Origin of the sequence: Bacteroides sp. ET336 (genome assembly GCF_024733815.1) — a bacterium.
Classification (GTDB): Bacteria; Bacteroidota; Bacteroidia; order Bacteroidales; family Bacteroidaceae; genus Phocaeicola; species Phocaeicola cellulolyticus.
The window spans coordinates 1-16,968 of record NZ_JANRHK010000035.1 but is presented as its reverse complement, the minus strand read 5'-3'; the positions used below and the strand labels follow the sequence as shown (position 1 = coordinate 16,968).

Genomic DNA, 16,968 nt, shown 5'->3' with positions numbered 1-16,968 from the left:
AGCTATTTCTTCGTTTACTTTCTTTTCAGCTTCAAGACGTGCTTTAGCTTCTGCCTTCTTAGCTTCTTCCTGCTTTGCTTTCAAAGCAGCAAGACCGTTCTGTTTGTTTTCTTTCCAAGCGTTGAACTTAGCTTCAGCCTGAGCTTCATCGAATGCACCTTTGGCAACACCACCAAGTAAGTGTTTCTTCATGTAAACACCTTCTTTAGAAAGGATGTTGCGAACTGTGTCTGTAGGCTGTGCACCTACCAATACCCAGTGCAATGCACGTTCAAAATTCAAATCTACTGTGGCAGGATTGGTATTTGGGTTGTAAGTACCAATTTTCTCAGTAAATCTACCATCACGTGGTGCTCTTGCGTCTGCAATAACAATTGAATAGAACGCATAACCTTTGCGTCCGTTTCTCTGCAATCTGATTTTAGTTGCCATTTTTTAAACGTTAAATTTTTAATGTTAATGATTTGAATTATGCTATTATCTCGTAATAGCGGCTGCAAAGATACTGCTTTTCTTTTGTTTTACAAATAGTTGGGATAATTTTCTGTATATTTATTTGTTTAATTCTCTCAACCATTTTTCCAGTTCGCCTGTCCATTGTCTCTTATAGATGAAGCTGTCGCGATAACCCCATCCGTGTCCGCCGATAGGGTATGTGTGCAATGATGCGGGAACTCCGTTGTTTACAAGCGACATATAGTAGTTTATACTATTTTCCACAGGTACAGTTTTGTCATCGCTGCTGTGCATGATGAAAGCAGGAGGAGTCTGTGGTGTTACCTGTTTTTCGTTACAGTATTTCTCTACCAGTTTATTGTCCGGATTTTCTCCAAGTAGATTGTTTCTTGATCCCATGTGGGTATATCTCTTGTCCATGGTGATGACAGGGTAGAAGAGTATCTGGAAATCTGGTCTTGTCGTTTCATCAAAATGAGTGGCTGCAGTGCTTGCCAGATGTCCTCCTGCGGAAGATCCCATTATTCCAAGTTTGGAGAATTTCCATTCCTGTGCCTTTCCACGCATTATTCTGATAGCCTGGTGTGCATCGCTTAAAGGTACTTCATTGTTGCCGTTAGGCATACGGTAGATAAGAACTGAATATGTGATACCCATGCCGTTGAACCAGGCAGCCATATCGTGACCTTCGTGAGCAGTCGCCAATCCGTAGTATCCTCCTCCAGGGCAAGCGATAATAGCCATTCCGTTTGGATTTTCGGCCGGATATACATACAATGTTGGTTCTGCAACATATAATGGTCCATTTTCTTTTTGTTCTTTCAGATTATTGTCGTTTGGTGCACCGTTAGGCCATAGTTTGATTTCAATAGGTTTTTGTGCACTTAGAACAGATGAGATTATAATAAAACTCATAATTAATATATTTTTTTTCATAACCGTTTATTTTTTGATAGACATACTGGCTTTTACCAGATATATAATAAGGAGAGCATATGCTACGAGCGAAACCAACTGGCTCATAGGATTTGCCAGCCATGACTCGTTTATGAGGTTAATGTCACAATATCTCATCACTGCGCTTACTACACCCATAAGTGCACCTCCTGCGATGAAACCTGATGCGAGCAATGTTCCTTTCTCTCCACGTTCCTGATTTACAGATTCGTCTTTGCTTCTTGTTGTCACGTACCAGTTTATAGCACCACCTACCAATAGAGGAAGGTTAAGTTCCAAAGGAATGAACATACCGAGTGCGAAAGCCAGTGCAGGAACCTTGAAATAAGTAAGTACAATTGCCAATACAGCACCTGCTCCGTAAAGAGCCCATGGAGCACCTACACCGTTCATAAGAGGGTCGATAACGGCTGCCATAGCATTTGCTTGAGGTGCGGCTAGCTGTCCGCTTGTAAATCCGTAAGAATCATTCAAGACCATGATAACTCCACCTACAGTGGCAGCCGAAACCAGTGTTCCGAGGAACTTCCATGTCTCCTGTTTCTTAGGAGTACTTCCCAGCCAGTAACCTATTTTGAGGTCAGTAATAAAACCACCAGCCATTGATAGAGCTGTACATACCACACCACCCATAACCAGTGCGGCAACCATACCTGTAGCCCCGTTCAGTCCGACAGCTACCATGATTACTGATGCAAGGATAAGAGTCATAAGCGTCATACCCGAAACAGGGTTTGTACCTACTATGGCAATAGCATTAGCTGCAACAGTAGTGAAGAGGAATGCTATACCTGCCACAAGAAGAAGTGCCACTACAGTGTGAAGCACGTTGCCCTGCATGACGTCGAAGTAGAAGAAAAGCAGGACGAGCAGCAATGTGAAGATAGAACCGAAAGCAATAATCTTCATAGGAATGTCGCGCTGAGTACGTTCTACGTTACCTTCAGCTTTATTGCCACCCATTTCCTTGGCTGCAAGACTTACGGCTCCCTTGATTATGCCCCATGAACGGACAATACCGATGATACCAGCCATTGCTATACCGCCGATACCTATACTTTTGGCATATTCGCTGAATATCATTTCCGGCGACATGTCCTTAACGGCTGTAGCGATGTTCGGATTCCATGTGTTTAGAACCTGATCGCCGAAAACAAGCGCGAATCCAGGTACTATAACGAACCAAACCACCAGCGAACCGGCACATATTATGGCTGCATATTTCAGACCTACGATATATCCCAATCCAAGTACTGCAGCTCCTGTATTGATTTTGAAAACCAGTTTGAATTTCTCTGCCACCATTTCGCCTGCACTGCAGATACGGCTTGTGAAGTTCTCGTTCCACCATCCGAAGGTACCTACTATGAAATCGTACAAACCTCCGATAAGTCCTGCCATGAGAAGAGGTTTGGCCTGGTCGCCGCCTTTCTCGCCCGACACAAGAACCTGTGTACTGGCTGTAGCTTCAGGGAAAGGATATTCGCCATGCTTGTCCTTTACGAAATATTTACGGAATGGAATAAGGAAAAGAATACCCAATACACCTCCAAGGAGGGAACTGATGAACATCTGCATGAAGTTCACTGTCATCTCAGGATATTTTTCCTGAAGGATATAAAGTGCAGGCAGAGTGAATATTGCACCTGCAACGATTACTCCGGAGCATGCTCCGATAGACTGTATCATTACGTTTTCACCCAGTGCGTTTTTACGCTTTGTAGCGCTTGACACACCAACCGCTATTATGGCAATAGGTATTGCGGCTTCAAATACCTGACCTACCTTTAGTCCAAGATAGGCGGCTGCAGCTGAGAAAATCACAGCCATTACTATACCCCATGTCACTGACCACAGGTTTACTTCAGGATAATTCTTCGAAGGCGACATGAGAGGCTCATATTTCTCGTCTGGTTTCAGCGGACGGAACGCGTTCTCAGGCAGCCCCGTCGGCTTTTCTTGTTCTGTTTTCATGTTCGATTATGTTATTATTTTGTTAATGTTATTCTATTTCGTGTCCAAAAGTAATAAAAAAACTCATATTCTTTGCATTCTGTATTCGTTTGGTGTACAGCCAACTTCTTTTTTGAACATCCGGCTCAGGTGTTGCGGATACTGGAACCCCAGTTCGTAGGCTATTTCAGTCATTGTCATCTGTGTGGATAGCAGTTTTTCTTTTGCTTTATCTACTACTTTGCCGTGTATATATTCCGATGCCGTTTTTCCTGTCTGCCTGCTTATCATGTCGCCGAAATAGTTTGGCGACAGGAACACCTTTTCGGCAAAGTATCTCACCGTGGGCAATCCGTTTTCGGCTGGAGCCTTGCTGTCGAAATAATCGTCCAGCAGACGTTCGAACTGCACTATCACGTTCTTGTTTGATACCTCTCTTGTTTCGAATTGCCTGTCGTAGAAACGCAGGCAGTAGTCAAGCATCAGTCCGATGTTCGCTGTAATAATCCTCTGGCTGTGTTTGTCCTGATGGCTTCGTAGTTCTCTTTCGATATTGCCGAAACATTCCATGATTATCTTCTTTTCATCTTCTGACAGGTGAAGAGCTTCTTTCGAATCGTAAGCGAAGAATGAATATCTTTTTATGTTTTTGCCTAGTGTTGTGCCGTGTATAAAGTCGGGATGAAACAGTATTCCGTAGCCCTCCGGCTTTGTATCGGTATTCATATAAGATGTCACTACCTGTCCAGGTGCGAAACATACTATAGTTCCTTCGTCGTAGTCGTATTCCTGCATTCCGTATGTCAGATCGCCACATTTCGTTTTTTTCAGGTAAACGGCATATACGCCATAATTTATTGTGAGAGTTTCAGGCCATTCCTTAGCTTTGGACAGATCGACAACGCTCACCATAGGATGAAGTGTTTCGAGTCCGAATATATCATTGAATTTATTGACCTCCTCCAGTTTGATAACTTCCTGTTTCATTTATAAGAATTATTGTGTTCGTAGCAAATTTAATACATATTATCCGTATAAGCAACATTCTGTAATATTGGTACAAAGAGCCGTAATCCATATACAGGTTTGTCTGAGTGTATATAATACTTTTGTATCATGAAATAATATACATTATAACAGATATGCTTTTAAACGAATTTTTATCTTATGTAAAGACCGGCAAGGCTCTCAGTACAGATGAGATACATGCCATTATGGGTGAGATGAGCGAAGAGGCACGCCGTGTGACATTCCGTCTGAACTCATCTTATCACACTCCGTCTGAGGTTAGAGAATTGCTTTCCGAACTGTTCGGATATAAGGTGCCTGAATCGTTGCGTGTTTTTCCTCCTTTCTATTCTGATTTCGGGAAGAATATACACGTTGGTGAAAATGTTTTCATAAATGCCTGTTGTCATTTTCAAGACCATGGAGGTGTGACTATCGGTGATGGTTGTCAGATAGGTCATAATGTGGTGTTCGCTACTCTCAATCACGGATTGCAGCCTGAAGAACGTGGCATCACTTATCCGGCTCCGATTGTTCTCGGCAAGAATGTTTGGGTAGGTTCAAACTCTACTATTCTTCAGGGAGTAACAATAGGCGACAATGCCGTGATAGCTGCCGGGGCCGTGGTGACCAAGGATGTTGAGGCTGGAACTATAGTAGGCGGCGTACCTGCCCGTTTCATAAAAAGGATATAATAAATATATGCATATAATATGAAAACAAAATTACTTTTAATCGTTCAAATTCTAATAATTAGTGCTATGACAAATCTAAATGCGCAAGACAAAAAGACTTTCGTGCCAAGCGATAAAGTCGTGACAGAACGAGTTTCGTTCAAGAACCGTTTCGGCATAACTCTAGTTGCAGATATGTATCGTCCTAAAAATGCAGAAGGTCCGTTTCCTGCATTGGCTGTGAGCGGTCCTTTCGGTGCGGTAAAGGAACAGTCGTCCGGACTTTATGCACAGACTATGGCTGAACGTGGATTCCTTACAATAGCTTTCGATCCGTCTTTCACTGGCGAGAGTGGGGGAGAGCCGCGATATGTGGCATCGCCGGATATAAATACCGAGGATTTCAGTGCGGCGGTGGATTATCTGACAACTCGTCCGGATGTCGATTCTGAGAGAATAGGAATAATAGGTATATGTGGATGGGGAGGATTTGCCTTGAATGCCGCAGCCATTGATACCAGAATAAAGGCTACTGTGGCAGTGACAATGTACGACATGAGCCGTGTAACTGCAAACGGATATTTCGACTCTATGGACGAGGACGCACGTTATGAACTTCGCAAGAAACTAAACGAGCAGCGTACTATCGATGCTAAAAACGGAAGCTATGCCCTTGCCGGTGGAGTGGTTGACCCGCTGCCTGAAGATGCTCCACAATTCGTCAAGGATTACTATGCTTACTACAAGACTCCCCGCGGCTATCATCCACGTTCGCTCAATTCAAACAACGGATGGAATGTTACTTCGTCACTCTCATTCATCAATACTCCTCTGTTGACATATAGCAGTGAGATAAGGAGTGCCGTACTTCTGGTTCATGGTGAGAAAGCACATTCGCGTTATTTCTCTGAAGATGCTTTCAAGAAACTCAAAGGTGATAATAAAGAGCTTCTCATTGTTCCCGGTGCGAGTCATGTAGATTTGTATGACAATGTAGCAGGCGTGATTCCATACGACAAGATTGAGAAATTCATATGCGACAATATGAAATGATTACAGTGTGATAAAACGAAAAAAAGAGAAAATCAGTTGGCTATGCCTTTTGATTTTCTCTTTTTTCGTGATTCCGCTGCGATTCGAACGCAGGACCCACGCCTTAGAAGGGCGTTGCTCTATCCAGCTGAGCTACGGAACCATCCTTATAATATTTTCTGCATTTAAGTGATTCCGCTGCGATTCGAACGCAGGACCCACGCCTTAGAAGGGCGTTGCTCTATCCAGCTGAGCTACGGAACCATCCTTAATTGCGGTGCAAAGGTAGATGTAATTTTTTAATTATACAAGTTTTTTATGTTTCTTTTTTCTCGTTTTGTCCGAGTTTTCTTTTAAATGGCCTTACTTTATCTCTATTTATTACACAGTCCTTGGTATTCGCAATATGATACTGAGTATTGCAAAAATACACAATACTATAGGATAGTACAGATATTCCATGATGTTTAGCGGAGAAACGGATGCCAGTTCTGCCGCAATCAGCATTTGTGCGCCGTAAGGGATTATTCCCTGAATTACGCATGAGAATATGTCTAGTATGCTGGCGCTTCTTCTCTTGTCAATCTTGTATTCCTCAGCTATTTCGGAAGCAAGAGGCCCTACGGTAATTATGGCTATTGTATTATTTGCGGTACACATATTTGCCAGGCTTACCAGTGCTGCAATACTGAATTCAGCTCCTCGTTTTCCGCTTACTTTTTTGGTGAGTTTGTGAAGTATGTAATCCACTCCTCCGTTGAAACGTATCAGTTCAAGCATTCCTCCGGCCATAAGGGTAATGATGATGAGTTCGCCCATTCCTGTTATTCCCTGTCCCATTGAGCCGAACCATCCGAAGAAATCGAATGCTCCGTATGCCATTCCTATTATACCTGTAGATATAATTCCGAGCAGGAGGACTAACATTACATTCACTCCTGCAATTGCCGTTACCAATACTATTATATAAGGTATTACCTTTCCCCATTCTATGCTTCCGGTTGGAGCAACGGTTTCTACATTATTCCCATAGAATATATAATAGGCAAAGACCAGAATTGCGGCAGGCAGTGCTATGAGCATATTCATCCTGAACTTGTCTCTCATCTGGCAGCCTTGCGTTCTTGTTGCTGCAATGGTAGTGTCTGATATAAATGAAAGATTATCCCCAAAGAAAGCCCCTCCGATGACCAATGCCGTCATAAATGGAATTCCAACGTCTGTTTTTGCGGCTATTCCCACAGCAACAGGTGTAAGTGCCACTATTGTACCCACTGATGTTCCGATAGATAACGAAATGAAGCAAGATGCCAGAAACACACCGGCTAGCAGCAGACTGTCCGGAAGGAGATGAAGAGTAAGATTTACGGTGGCGTCTATAGCTCCCATAGCTTTTGCTGATTGTGCAAATGCTCCTGCCAGAATGAAAATCCATATCATCATCATGATATTCTTATTGGCAGCTCCGATGGAATATTGTATTATTCTGTCGTTCAGGCTGAGGCCTTTTGTAGTAGCTACTGCATATATCGATGCTACAAGGAATGCAACTGTAATAGGAACCTTGTAGAAGTCATTCACTATTATAGACGTTACCAGATAGAGACACAGGAATACAGCCAGAGGCATAAGTGCGGCTCCGCTAGGCTTGTTTATAATAGGTGTAAGTTTGTTTAAGTTCATTATATATTTCAGATGTTGTTAGTCCTGACATGAGCGTCGAGGTAGAAATCAATATTTTCTTTCGATATGAGAGTTATAGGCATATAGTTATATGGCTTGACTTCTTTCTTCAGAATGAGATGTTCGAACAGACATTCTATACAGCTTTGTCCCTGCTCTGTAGGCTGCTGTGCTATAATGAAATCAATAGTTCCCGCCTTTAGGCATTTTACGTTTCTTCTCAGTAGGTCGTAGCCCATCAGCTTGAAGCGTTTGCGGTTTATTTTCTGCATGTATTCGCCAATGATATACGCTTTCGAGTTGAACGTAATTCCGCAATTTATCTCAGGATGTTCGGCAAAGAACTCTTCCATTAGTTTTTCATTGTTCTCCGGATTTTTTACGTAGAAGTTCAATTCGTAAAGCTTTATTCCAGGACAATTGTTCTTTATGTATTCGCGGAAACCTTCTTCACGGTTTCTTTGCTGGTTTGAGCCAAGTCTTCCTCCGTATATAAGGCGGAATATCACAACCGGCTCGTTATGCTCAGCCATAAGGCTTAGGATGCGGGCTGCAAAGTATCCGCTGCTGTGCGAACTTTGTCCGTAGAAACTCAGCGGATTAAGTGATTTTATGTTTGAATCCAGAAATATGAATGGAATGTTTCTTTCTTTAAGTTGTAAGACAGTTGATTTAGTTTCGTCTTCTGAACTTGGGGCCATAATCACTCCGTCCGGCATGGATTCAAGCATTTTCTGTCCGGCTTCGGCAAAGGCTCCTGATTCATATTGGTCATAATATGAGATGTTCAGTTTTATATTGAAGTCCTTGTATGTACTTACGGCGTGTTCCATACCTGCCTCAATATCTATCCAATAGTCCTCATTTGTGTGTAGTGGGAGAAGACATGCCAGATTATATTTTTTGTTGGACGCCAATGCACTGGCATACATGTTTGGCTGGTAGTTCATCTGTTTCAGGATTTCTTCAACCTTTTTCTTGCTTGATTCCGATACACCCGATCTTCCGTGTATTACTCTATCTACTGTTCCCACAGAAACTCCTGCCTTTATGGCTATGTCCTTTATGCGTATTCTTTCAGACTTGTTTTCTCTCATATTTACACCTTATTATATATGCCGTAAGATGAATTATTACGGAAATAAATTTTTTTCGATACAAAATTATAACTTTTTTTGGTATTATGAAAATATGTTGTACCTTTGTGTGCGCACACGAATTGATTTCTTAATCAATATCAATTGCGTGTATTTGTTTGATTTATTATATGTAAGAATAAATAAACCTATTTCAATAAAAATATTTTATTATGGCAAAAATTGTTACACTTGGAGAAATTATGTTGAGATTATCCACTCCGGGTAATACTCGTTTCGTTCAGTCAGATTCATTTGATGTAGTTTATGGTGGTGGCGAAGCTAACGTAGCTGTAAGCTGTGCAAATTATGGTCACGATGCATACTTCGTAACTAAACTTCCTAAACACGAAATCGGACAGTCTGCTGTAAACGCACTTCGCAAATATGGTGTTAAGACAGACTTCATCGCTCGTGGTGGCGACCGTGTAGGTATCTACTATCTTGAAACTGGTGCTTCTATGCGTCCAAGTAAGGTTATCTATGACCGTGCTCATTCTGCTATTGCTGAAGCTGATCCATGTGATTTCGACTTCGATGCTATCATGGAAGGTGCTGACTGGTTCCACTGGTCTGGTATCACTCCTGCTATCTCTGACAAGGCTGCCGAACTTACAAAACTTGCTTGCGAGGCTGCTAAACGTCACGGTGTAACAGTTTCTGTTGACCTTAACTTCCGTAAGAAACTTTGGACAAAGGAAAAAGCTCAGTCTATCATGCGTCCTTTGATGCAGTACGTTGACGTATGTATCGGTAACGAAGAAGATGCTGAACTTTGCCTTGGCTTCAAACCAGACGCTGACGTAGAAGGCGGTAAGACAGATGCAGAAGGCTACAAAGGTATCTTCACTGCAATGGCTAAGGAATTCGGATTCAAATATGTAATCTCTACTCTCCGCGAATCATTCTCTGCAACTCACAACGGTTGGAAAGCTATGATTTACAATGGCGAAGAATTCTATACTTCAAAACGTTACGACATCGATCCTATCATCGACCGTGTAGGTGGTGGTGACTCATTCTCAGGTGGTATTATCCACGGATTGCTTACTAAGCCTAACCAGGGTGCTGCTCTTGAATTCGCAGTTGCTGCTTCTGCATTGAAACATACTATCAACGGCGACTTCAACCTTGTTTCTGCTGAAGAAGTTGAAGCTCTTGCAGGTGGTGACGCAAGCGGTCGTGTACAGCGTTAATAGTCTAATCATTTAAAAAGAATATTCAAAATGGCAAAATTCGATAAAGTTGCGGTATTGAACAAGATTGGTTCAACCGGTATGGTTCCTGTATTCTATCACAAAGATGCAGAAGTTGCAAAGAAAGTTGTAAAGGCTTGCTATGACGGTGGTGTTCGTGCATTCGAATTCACAAACCGTGGCGACTTTGCTCACGAAGTATTCGCTGAAGTAGTGAAATACGCTGCAAAGGAATGTCCAGAAATGGCAATGGGTGTAGGTTCAGTAGTTGATCCTGCTACTGCAGCTCTTTACATTCAGCTTGGTGCTTGCTTCGTTGTAGGCCCATTGTTCAACCCTGAAATTGCTAAGGTATGTAACCGTCGTCTAGTAGCTTACACTCCTGGTTGCGGTACTGTTTCTGAAGTAGGTTTCGCTCAGGAACTTGGTTGCGACTTGTGCAAGGTATTCCCAGGTGATGTTTACGGTCCTAACTTCGTTAAGGGTATGATGGCTCCAATGCCATGGTCTAAGCTTATGGTAACTGGTGGTGTAGAACCATCTAAGGAAAACCTTACAGCATGGATCAAGGCTGGCGTATTCTGCGTAGGTATGGGTTCTAAGTTGTTCCCTAAAGATAAAGTTGCAGCAGAAGACTGGGCTTACGTAACAGACAAATGTGCTGAAGCTCTCGGCTATATAGCAGAAGCTAGAAATAAGTAATAAAAGGTTATAAAAGGTGTATTTATGGAGCGCCGGTGTGCTTGTCGTTTCCGACAGGTGTGCCGGTGCTTTTTTTATGGATTTTCTTTTTTTATATCAAAAAAATTCCCATCTTTATTGTCACACGTTCGTGTCACTATCGTTACACGTTGGTGTCACTATAGTCACACGTTAGTGTAACCGTAGTCACACGAACGTGTCACGGTTTAAAGTTATATATGTTTTATTGATTTGTAATAATAACCCTAATATAATATACTATGCCAATAAAGTTTGATTTGTTTGAAAATCCTGAAAGAGAAGGTGTTGAAGTTCCTGAGTTTCATGCTAAAGTTATAACTAAAGGACTTGAGACGACAAGAACTCTACGTGAGAGTATCCAGAAAAAATGTACTGTCACGGCATCTGACGTTGAGGCTGTGCTTACAGCGTTGGGTGATGAAATGTTTGAAGCCTTTAGTAATGGTTATTCTGTTTACTTGCACGGAATAGGTTATTTCAGTCTTAGCCTGAAATGTTCTCCCGATATAAATCTTAATAATATATCATCTTCTGATATAAAAGTCAAAGGAATACGTTTTCAACCAGATAAGGAATTGTCAAGAAGATTATCTAACGTGGAATTCGTACATATGAAAAACAGCGGTCGTCATTCCAGTAAAATGAACCTTTCTGAAATTACTGAAAAGATTGAAAAATATTTTACAGATAATCAGATCCTGCGACGTCCTGATTTCGAGAAGCTGACAGGTTTCAATAAGTCCAAATCAATAAGGACATTAAAGTTGCTTGTTGAAGAAGGTATGCTGAAGAATATCGGTACAATGCGGATGCCTATTTATGTGTTACAATAAATTTTATTCATGTACAAGTAAATGTATTTGTATAATCATGGTTAAGACAAAAAATAGTGATAACGATCAGATGTTTGTTTTGATTTTACCCAATGGCATCTCATATCATGCCAATGGCCAGTTCACAAAGAGTTTAATTTGATTTAAAGTGTAATTAATAAAATGAGAAAAATTTATCCTAAAGAATGGGTGTCTATGCATCCATATACTAAAACAGGTGCGACAGATAATTATTACTGTAGATTGGTAAACAGAATAATTGACGTACTATATGATTATGATATAATGGAAGGGGAAATTGAGCCTGAAGACGAGATTTACGAAGATACGGCGATATTTCTTGTCGGATGGTTCGAAGATATCATTTCGCAGATCGGTGTCTGGCAGGTGTTCACTTCGCAGTGCGAAAAACGGTATGGCAGCCGGTTGCCTTTCTATGAACCGGGCGAAGATTATTATCCAGACGAGATAAACGTGGAAGATGTACGCTTCATTCTTTGGCATTGCTTTCAGAGAGATAAAATAGGGGAGAAAATCTATAATCCGGAAAACACCGGTATTCTGGCATTGGCAAATGAAATATACGATATCTTTGACGAGGAGTTCGAAACAGCCCCAGTAAATGAAAGGCTTCAGGATTACTTCGATCTCTCTTATTTGACTGAGGATGACTTCCTTGAATACAGATGTATAGTGGAGTGGTTCTATTTTAATTCATATATTAACATGGGCTGTTATGAATGTTATTTGGATAGCCTTTCCGAGTATATGGAGGAATTAGAGAAACGTGAGGACCTTGATGCACGTACGATGGATTTGATGATATATTCCTTTAAGATAAATTCCGTGTTATCGGGCAGAACACCTCTTCTTTCCATTACCGCTCCTGAATATCTGAAACTTCTTCTTGAGGAACAGTCTGTGAATCCTGTCGATGCACCATATATGAACGTGGACAGCAGGAAGGAAGCATTATATTTGGTGACGGATGAGACAGAAGATTATTATTTGTTCAAAGAGGTTTCAGACAAGGAGGATACTTATAAAGTAATAAAAGATTCTATTGAACTTAACGCTCCAAAGCTGATTCCGGGTGATACTGTAGTTACATCAATTCTGTTCAAGTTTGGAAAGTATTGGCAACACAATGGTATTATGAATATCTATAGCATTAAAGATTTTCCGGAACTTGATGACATCAAGAATGAATTCTCGAATGCTAACAAAAAGGCAGCATACGATGACTTCCTTGCGGCAACAGAAGGAAAACACTTTGTATTTCTGAGAGGAAAAGAAGAGATGAGCGATTTCATTCATAATAGGATGAAATATAAAATAGCTCAAGGACTGAAAATTCCTGATACAGGAAATGACGTATTGCTGTTGTGTGTTACTCTTAAAAAAGGAATATCTGTTGTGCGTAACTATTGTGAATGTATCGCTTCGCCTGACAATCCATATTATAATAAGGAAAAGGCAGAAAAGAATGCATTTAATTTCTTGACAAATAGACAATTGATACCATATGAAACAGCGTGCGAACTTCTTGATAGAGGCTACCTGAAGGATGCAGCTTTGAATAGCACTAAAGGACTGGAATACGGTAAAGAGCTGGTTAGGAAGAATGGTCGGTTTATGTTGGATTATTTCTTCATCATGTGCAGGGAGAAAGATTTATGATAAAATATTGATTTTAGTTCAGTGACCGTTTTAGGTTACTGAACTGATTTCTGTATTGAATTCGTTCAGAGGTATCTCATATCCCTCCCATGACCAGCTAACGAATAGTTCTTCAGTGCGCGTATCTTTCTTGATAGTGACCTCATCGAATACCTTTAAGTTTTTCAGGAAAGGATATGTGTCAATCGGGATTGAATATTCCTTTATTCCGTCGGTTGTCTTAATAGTAAGAGTAAAGAACTTGCGGCTGATGGTCACGTCCTGAATGTTGTAGTCATCGTCAAGATATTCCGTGTTAAGCCTGTTTAGTAGGGTTTCTGTAAATATTTTCAGAGAATCATTGTCTTCGAATTTGCGGATAATGTTCCACCAAACCTGCTCGTCCCTTTCTACGGGTTTCTCTCTCGTAATTCTTTTGAGTCTTGACGGTATATTCAGGAAATTTTCATTCTCGTCGTTCCATTTAATTATTATCTCATTGCTGACGTCGTCGTATTTATACAGCCCGTAATACACGGTATAGTCCTCGGCGACGGAATTAATAATATTGCATGCCTGAATAGTGGCAAATTCATTATCATCATTTTCTTTGTTCCAGAATATCAGTGAGAAGTTTTCTTTCGGAATGAAAGTCTTGTTATCTTTTCCGGCTTCGAAAGTCTGACCGATATACATGCCGTGCAGTGGTGAGTTAGACTCACGGAAGAATAGAGTCCAAAGCTTTTCCCCTTTGAAATAAGCCACATCACTTTCATGCCAGTAGCTGAAATCCTCCCATTCGGCGAAGGCTGCTCCAAGTTCAAGAATACTGTTTATATAATCCGGGTCGGCAAAATATCTCAAAACATGAATATTGTTCACCATAAGTCCCCAAATGCACTGGGGAACATTTTTGATAATATTGTCCGAAAGATAAGCCAATGAAGTGGAATGTCCTATTGCATTTTCAGGGATATGCAGTTTTAGAACAGAACATATGTGTGAGGTATGTTCTTTCAGCAGATTGTGGAATTGTGCTGTGTTTCCTGCATACGGATCAATCTTTTTCATTTTTATATACAGCACCATCACTGTGCCGAAGTACACGTAGGGACTGTCCCTGTATAGTTCGTCTAACTGCGGTATATAAGGACTGAAATCTTCAGGATAATCATTGAAGTCACGTGTCACGAAGTCCGTTAGAATCCAGTCCGGACCAGAAGTATTATCATCATAAACATTTCCATCCTTTATTGCATCATATAGAATCCTGCCTATCCTGAACATCTCAGTGATGTCAATCAGGTCTGAATAATCCAAATCGAAATGAGTGCAGATATCATCAATGATATTGTCCACTGTAGAAGTCCGGATGTTCCCTTCTTTCAGTCTTGAGAAAGCCATCCTTCCTTTATATCCGAGGCGGCTTGCAAGTGCGGAGGCCGAAGATTCGAAAACCCTGTTGTCGATGAGATATGTAAGAAGTTCTTTATTCGTGTCCATATATATTGTATCACATTTGATGTAAAGGTAATAAATAATCTTGTAAATTGCATTAAGCAAGGTAGAATAGTATCTTAATTGTCCAAATTTCCAAACGTAAACAAGCCAAATTTCCAAACAAAAATCCTTCAAATTGCCAAATAATTGTTTGAAAAGTGTTGATTTACAAATAAATAAATTAACTTTGTGGAAAACTGATTTTATGGAATATAGAAAACGTATAGCAGATCAATTACTTCGTGATAAATTAGATGCTATGGGAGCTGTTTTAATTGAAGGTCCTAAAGCATGTGGTAAAACGACTACGGCTGAACAACAAGCCAAAAGTGTTATATATATGGATGACCCAAATAGACAAGGACAATACAAACAGATGGCACAGACCAATATACGACTTTTACTTGAAGGAGAAACCCCTCGCCTGATTGATGAATGGCAGGAAGTACCCCAGTTTTGGGATGCTATACGCTTTGAAGTTGACCATAGGGGTGAAGATGGTCAGTTTATGCTTACCGGTTCTGCTGTACCTGTCGATGCAAAAGATATTCATCATACCGGAACGGGGAGATACGGATGGCTCACAATGCGTCCTATGAGTCTGTGGGAATCAGGAGAATCTACAGGTGGAGTAAGTTTGAGAGACTTGTTCCTTGCTCCTGACACTATAGGGGCATTGAATAAACTTACATTGCCTATGCTTGCATTTGTTGTTTGTCGTGGTGGATGGCCAAAAGCGATACAGAAGAAAACAGAAAAGGCAGCACTATTGCAGGCGACAGAATATTATAAAGCCATAACAAACAGCGACATATCACGTGTGGACAACGTGAGACGTGATGCGGAACGTGCAAAAAGGATTATGCGTTCATACGCCAGACATCAAGGCTCTCAAGCGAGTATAGCTACTATTCTTTCTGATATATCGACAAACGAACCGGAAAACGTCAGCGATGAGACTGTTGGGTCATATCTTACTGCATTGCGTAAAATATTTGTGATTGAAGATATGCCGGCATGGAATCCTAATTTGAGAAGTAAAACCGCTGTTCGCACATCGGACACGAGATATTATGTTGATCCTTCAGTGGGTGTTGCCGCTCTTGGTCTTGGTCCTAATGATTTGATTAACGATTTGAATACGTTCGGGTTGTTTTTTGAAACGATGTGTATCAGAGACCTTCGTGTCTATGCCGATGCTTTGGATGGATCTGTTTACCATTATAGAGACAAGAATGGATTGGAGTGTGATGCTGTAGTACATCTGCGTAATGGTTCTTATGGTCTTATTGAAATAAAATTAGGAGGAGAAAAACTGATAGAGGATGGCGCAAAGACTTTAAAAGCTCTTTCAAATATTATAGATACTTCACGAATGAAAGCTCCTTCTTTTTGTATGGTACTGACGGGTGTAGGCGATTTTGCTTATAAAAGAACTGATGGAGTTTATGTTGTACCTATAGGATGTTTGAAGGATTAATCTTAACTCTAAGACTTTTAATCGCATCAAAATATAAGATTTCTGACTGTTTTGTATCAATAATCAATAGTTCTGATACAAAAATACATTTTCCTTTTTTAATGTGAATTCATTTCTTGCGAGAAAATCTGAGAACTTTAAATTTGTATTGCCTTTAGTGTAAAGGTAACAAAAAAATCCCACGAACAGGTGTCGTGTATTATAAAAAACGTATCTTTGTAATAAATAGTGCGTTTTTAGCTTTTATCCTAAGAAACGAAATCGCCAATTTCAACAACAAGCAGGATAGGAGAACATGACGCTCATCTGTATTGTATATACTCGTGTACAGCCAATGTTGTATCCGTTTGTATAACCATACGGCGTGGGATTACTGTTTTCGCTTGTTGCTTGTAGGGTGTTTGGCGATGCCTGTTTCTTGATGAGTGAAAACAAGTCCTCACGCCTTTTTTGTTTTTGTGTAATGCTGAATTCGGAGGACTTATAGGTGGAATAGAAAGTTTATAGTGATGTAGAAATATTTTTAAGATGAATAAAGAATATGTTTTTTGGTTGTATCCACTCCTTGAATGGTGTTTAATCAGTGTTTAAATGGTATTTAAATAGTGTTTGCAAATACTTTGCAAAGCGTTTGCAATCAATTTTCAAAATTAAACCCATAAAAGAGCGTCATATTGG

At 40.6% G+C, this 16,968-nt stretch carries 14 protein-coding genes and 2 tRNA genes; 7 read left to right on the top strand and 9 right to left on the bottom strand.

Annotated elements, in window-relative coordinates; all coding sequences use genetic code 11:
• The 4 genes from NW213_RS16480 to NW213_RS16465 form a co-directional block, all read right to left on the bottom strand.
• Window positions 1-432: 30S ribosomal protein S16 (locus tag NW213_RS16480; protein ID WP_258323441.1), on the bottom strand; the 432-nt coding region annotated here is incomplete at its 3' end.
• 120 nt (window positions 433-552) lie between these two features.
• The gene (locus NW213_RS16475) at window positions 553-1,392 is read right to left on the bottom strand and encodes an alpha/beta hydrolase (protein WP_375338170.1); all 840 of its coding nucleotides are present in this window, start codon (window positions 1,390-1,392) and stop codon (window positions 553-555) included.
• Window positions 1,393-1,398: 6 nt separating this feature from the next.
• Window positions 1,399-3,387: an OPT family oligopeptide transporter gene (locus NW213_RS16470; RefSeq protein WP_258323440.1), complete on the bottom strand. Its 1,989-nt coding sequence runs from the start codon at window positions 3,385-3,387 to the stop codon at window positions 1,399-1,401.
• A gap of 63 nt (window positions 3,388-3,450) precedes the next feature.
• The gene (locus NW213_RS16465; protein WP_258323439.1) at window positions 3,451-4,353 is read right to left on the bottom strand and encodes an AraC family transcriptional regulator; all 903 of its coding nucleotides are present in this window, start codon (window positions 4,351-4,353) and stop codon (window positions 3,451-3,453) included.
• A 155-nt stretch (window positions 4,354-4,508) separates the two neighbouring features.
• Between NW213_RS16465 and NW213_RS16460 the strand changes: the two genes are divergently transcribed.
• Both NW213_RS16460 and NW213_RS16455 read left to right on the top strand, forming a co-directional pair.
• Window positions 4,509-5,069, top strand: coding sequence for a sugar O-acetyltransferase (locus NW213_RS16460; protein ID WP_204394495.1), 561 nt, complete (start codon window positions 4,509-4,511; stop codon window positions 5,067-5,069).
• 66 nt (window positions 5,070-5,135) lie between these two features.
• A complete protein-coding gene (locus tag NW213_RS16455; RefSeq protein ID WP_258323438.1) occupies window positions 5,136-6,101 on the top strand; it encodes an alpha/beta hydrolase in 966 nt (321 codons plus the stop codon).
• Between the two features lie 68 nt (window positions 6,102-6,169).
• Here the strand turns inward: NW213_RS16455 and NW213_RS16450 are convergent.
• From NW213_RS16450 to NW213_RS16435, 4 genes are all read right to left on the bottom strand, one after another.
• Window positions 6,170-6,243, bottom strand: a tRNA-Arg gene (locus NW213_RS16450).
• Between the two features lie 27 nt (window positions 6,244-6,270).
• Window positions 6,271-6,344: transfer RNA gene (locus NW213_RS16445), tRNA-Arg, on the bottom strand.
• A 117-nt stretch (window positions 6,345-6,461) separates the two neighbouring features.
• A complete protein-coding gene (locus NW213_RS16440; protein WP_154043870.1) occupies window positions 6,462-7,763 on the bottom strand; it encodes a Na+/H+ antiporter NhaC family protein in 1,302 nt (433 codons plus the stop codon).
• An 8-nt stretch (window positions 7,764-7,771) separates the two neighbouring features.
• The gene (locus tag NW213_RS16435; RefSeq protein WP_258323437.1) at window positions 7,772-8,860 is read right to left on the bottom strand and encodes a LacI family DNA-binding transcriptional regulator; all 1,089 of its coding nucleotides are present in this window, start codon (window positions 8,858-8,860) and stop codon (window positions 7,772-7,774) included.
• A 209-nt stretch (window positions 8,861-9,069) separates the two neighbouring features.
• Here NW213_RS16435 and NW213_RS16430 point away from each other — a divergent pair, with 209 nt between their 5' ends.
• The 4 genes from NW213_RS16430 to NW213_RS16415 all read left to right on the top strand — a co-directional run bounded on the left by NW213_RS16430 (window position 9,070) and on the right by NW213_RS16415 (window position 13,331).
• Window positions 9,070-10,095: a sugar kinase gene (locus NW213_RS16430; protein ID WP_154043868.1), complete on the top strand. Its 1,026-nt coding sequence runs from the start codon at window positions 9,070-9,072 to the stop codon at window positions 10,093-10,095.
• Window positions 10,096-10,125: 30 nt separating this feature from the next.
• Window positions 10,126-10,797, top strand: coding sequence for a bifunctional 4-hydroxy-2-oxoglutarate aldolase/2-dehydro-3-deoxy-phosphogluconate aldolase (locus tag NW213_RS16425; RefSeq protein WP_154043867.1), 672 nt, complete (start codon window positions 10,126-10,128; stop codon window positions 10,795-10,797).
• Window positions 10,798-11,057: 260 nt separating this feature from the next.
• Window positions 11,058-11,651: a hypothetical protein gene (locus tag NW213_RS16420; protein WP_235336034.1), complete on the top strand. Its 594-nt coding sequence runs from the start codon at window positions 11,058-11,060 to the stop codon at window positions 11,649-11,651.
• A gap of 162 nt (window positions 11,652-11,813) precedes the next feature.
• The gene (locus tag NW213_RS16415) at window positions 11,814-13,331 is read left to right on the top strand and encodes a DUF3843 family protein (RefSeq protein ID WP_258323436.1); all 1,518 of its coding nucleotides are present in this window, start codon (window positions 11,814-11,816) and stop codon (window positions 13,329-13,331) included.
• 30 nt (window positions 13,332-13,361) lie between these two features.
• Here the strand turns inward: NW213_RS16415 and NW213_RS16410 are convergent, their stop codons facing one another.
• Window positions 13,362-14,813 (bottom strand): hypothetical protein, encoded by a 1,452-nt coding sequence (locus NW213_RS16410; protein WP_258323435.1) that lies wholly within the window; start codon window positions 14,811-14,813, stop codon window positions 13,362-13,364.
• 202 nt (window positions 14,814-15,015) lie between these two features.
• On the opposite strand from NW213_RS16410, the gene NW213_RS16405 reads away from it, so the two are divergent.
• Window positions 15,016-16,290 carry an ATP-binding protein gene (locus tag NW213_RS16405; RefSeq protein ID WP_204394501.1) on the top strand — a complete coding sequence of 425 codons (1,275 nt, stop codon included), beginning with the start codon at window positions 15,016-15,018 and terminating at the stop codon, window positions 16,288-16,290.
• Window positions 16,291-16,968 lie beyond the last annotated feature (678 nt).

What these genes read in the sequence shown, in the direction of transcription:
- NW213_RS16475 (WP_375338170.1), bottom strand. Translation starts at nt 1,392, where the DNA reads ATGAAAAAAAATATATTAATTATGAGTTTTATTATAATCTCATCTGTT.
- NW213_RS16470 (WP_258323440.1), bottom strand. Translation starts at nt 3,387, where the DNA reads ATGAAAACAGAACAAGAAAAGCCGACGGGGCTGCCTGAGAACGCGTTC.
- NW213_RS16465 (WP_258323439.1), bottom strand. Translation starts at nt 4,353, where the DNA reads ATGAAACAGGAAGTTATCAAACTGGAGGAGGTCAATAAATTCAATGAT.
- NW213_RS16460 (WP_204394495.1), top strand. Translation starts at nt 4,509, where the DNA reads ATGCTTTTAAACGAATTTTTATCTTATGTAAAGACCGGCAAGGCTCTC.
- NW213_RS16455 (WP_258323438.1), top strand. Translation starts at nt 5,136, where the DNA reads ATGACAAATCTAAATGCGCAAGACAAAAAGACTTTCGTGCCAAGCGAT.
- NW213_RS16440 (WP_154043870.1), bottom strand. Translation starts at nt 7,763, where the DNA reads ATGAACTTAAACAAACTTACACCTATTATAAACAAGCCTAGCGGAGCC.
- NW213_RS16435 (WP_258323437.1), bottom strand. Translation starts at nt 8,860, where the DNA reads ATGAGAGAAAACAAGTCTGAAAGAATACGCATAAAGGACATAGCCATA.
- NW213_RS16425 (WP_154043867.1), top strand. Translation starts at nt 10,126, where the DNA reads ATGGCAAAATTCGATAAAGTTGCGGTATTGAACAAGATTGGTTCAACC.
- NW213_RS16420 (WP_235336034.1), top strand. Translation starts at nt 11,058, where the DNA reads ATGCCAATAAAGTTTGATTTGTTTGAAAATCCTGAAAGAGAAGGTGTT.
- NW213_RS16415 (WP_258323436.1), top strand. Translation starts at nt 11,814, where the DNA reads ATGAGAAAAATTTATCCTAAAGAATGGGTGTCTATGCATCCATATACT.
- NW213_RS16410 (WP_258323435.1), bottom strand. Translation starts at nt 14,813, where the DNA reads ATGGACACGAATAAAGAACTTCTTACATATCTCATCGACAACAGGGTT.
- NW213_RS16405 (WP_204394501.1), top strand. Translation starts at nt 15,016, where the DNA reads ATGGAATATAGAAAACGTATAGCAGATCAATTACTTCGTGATAAATTA.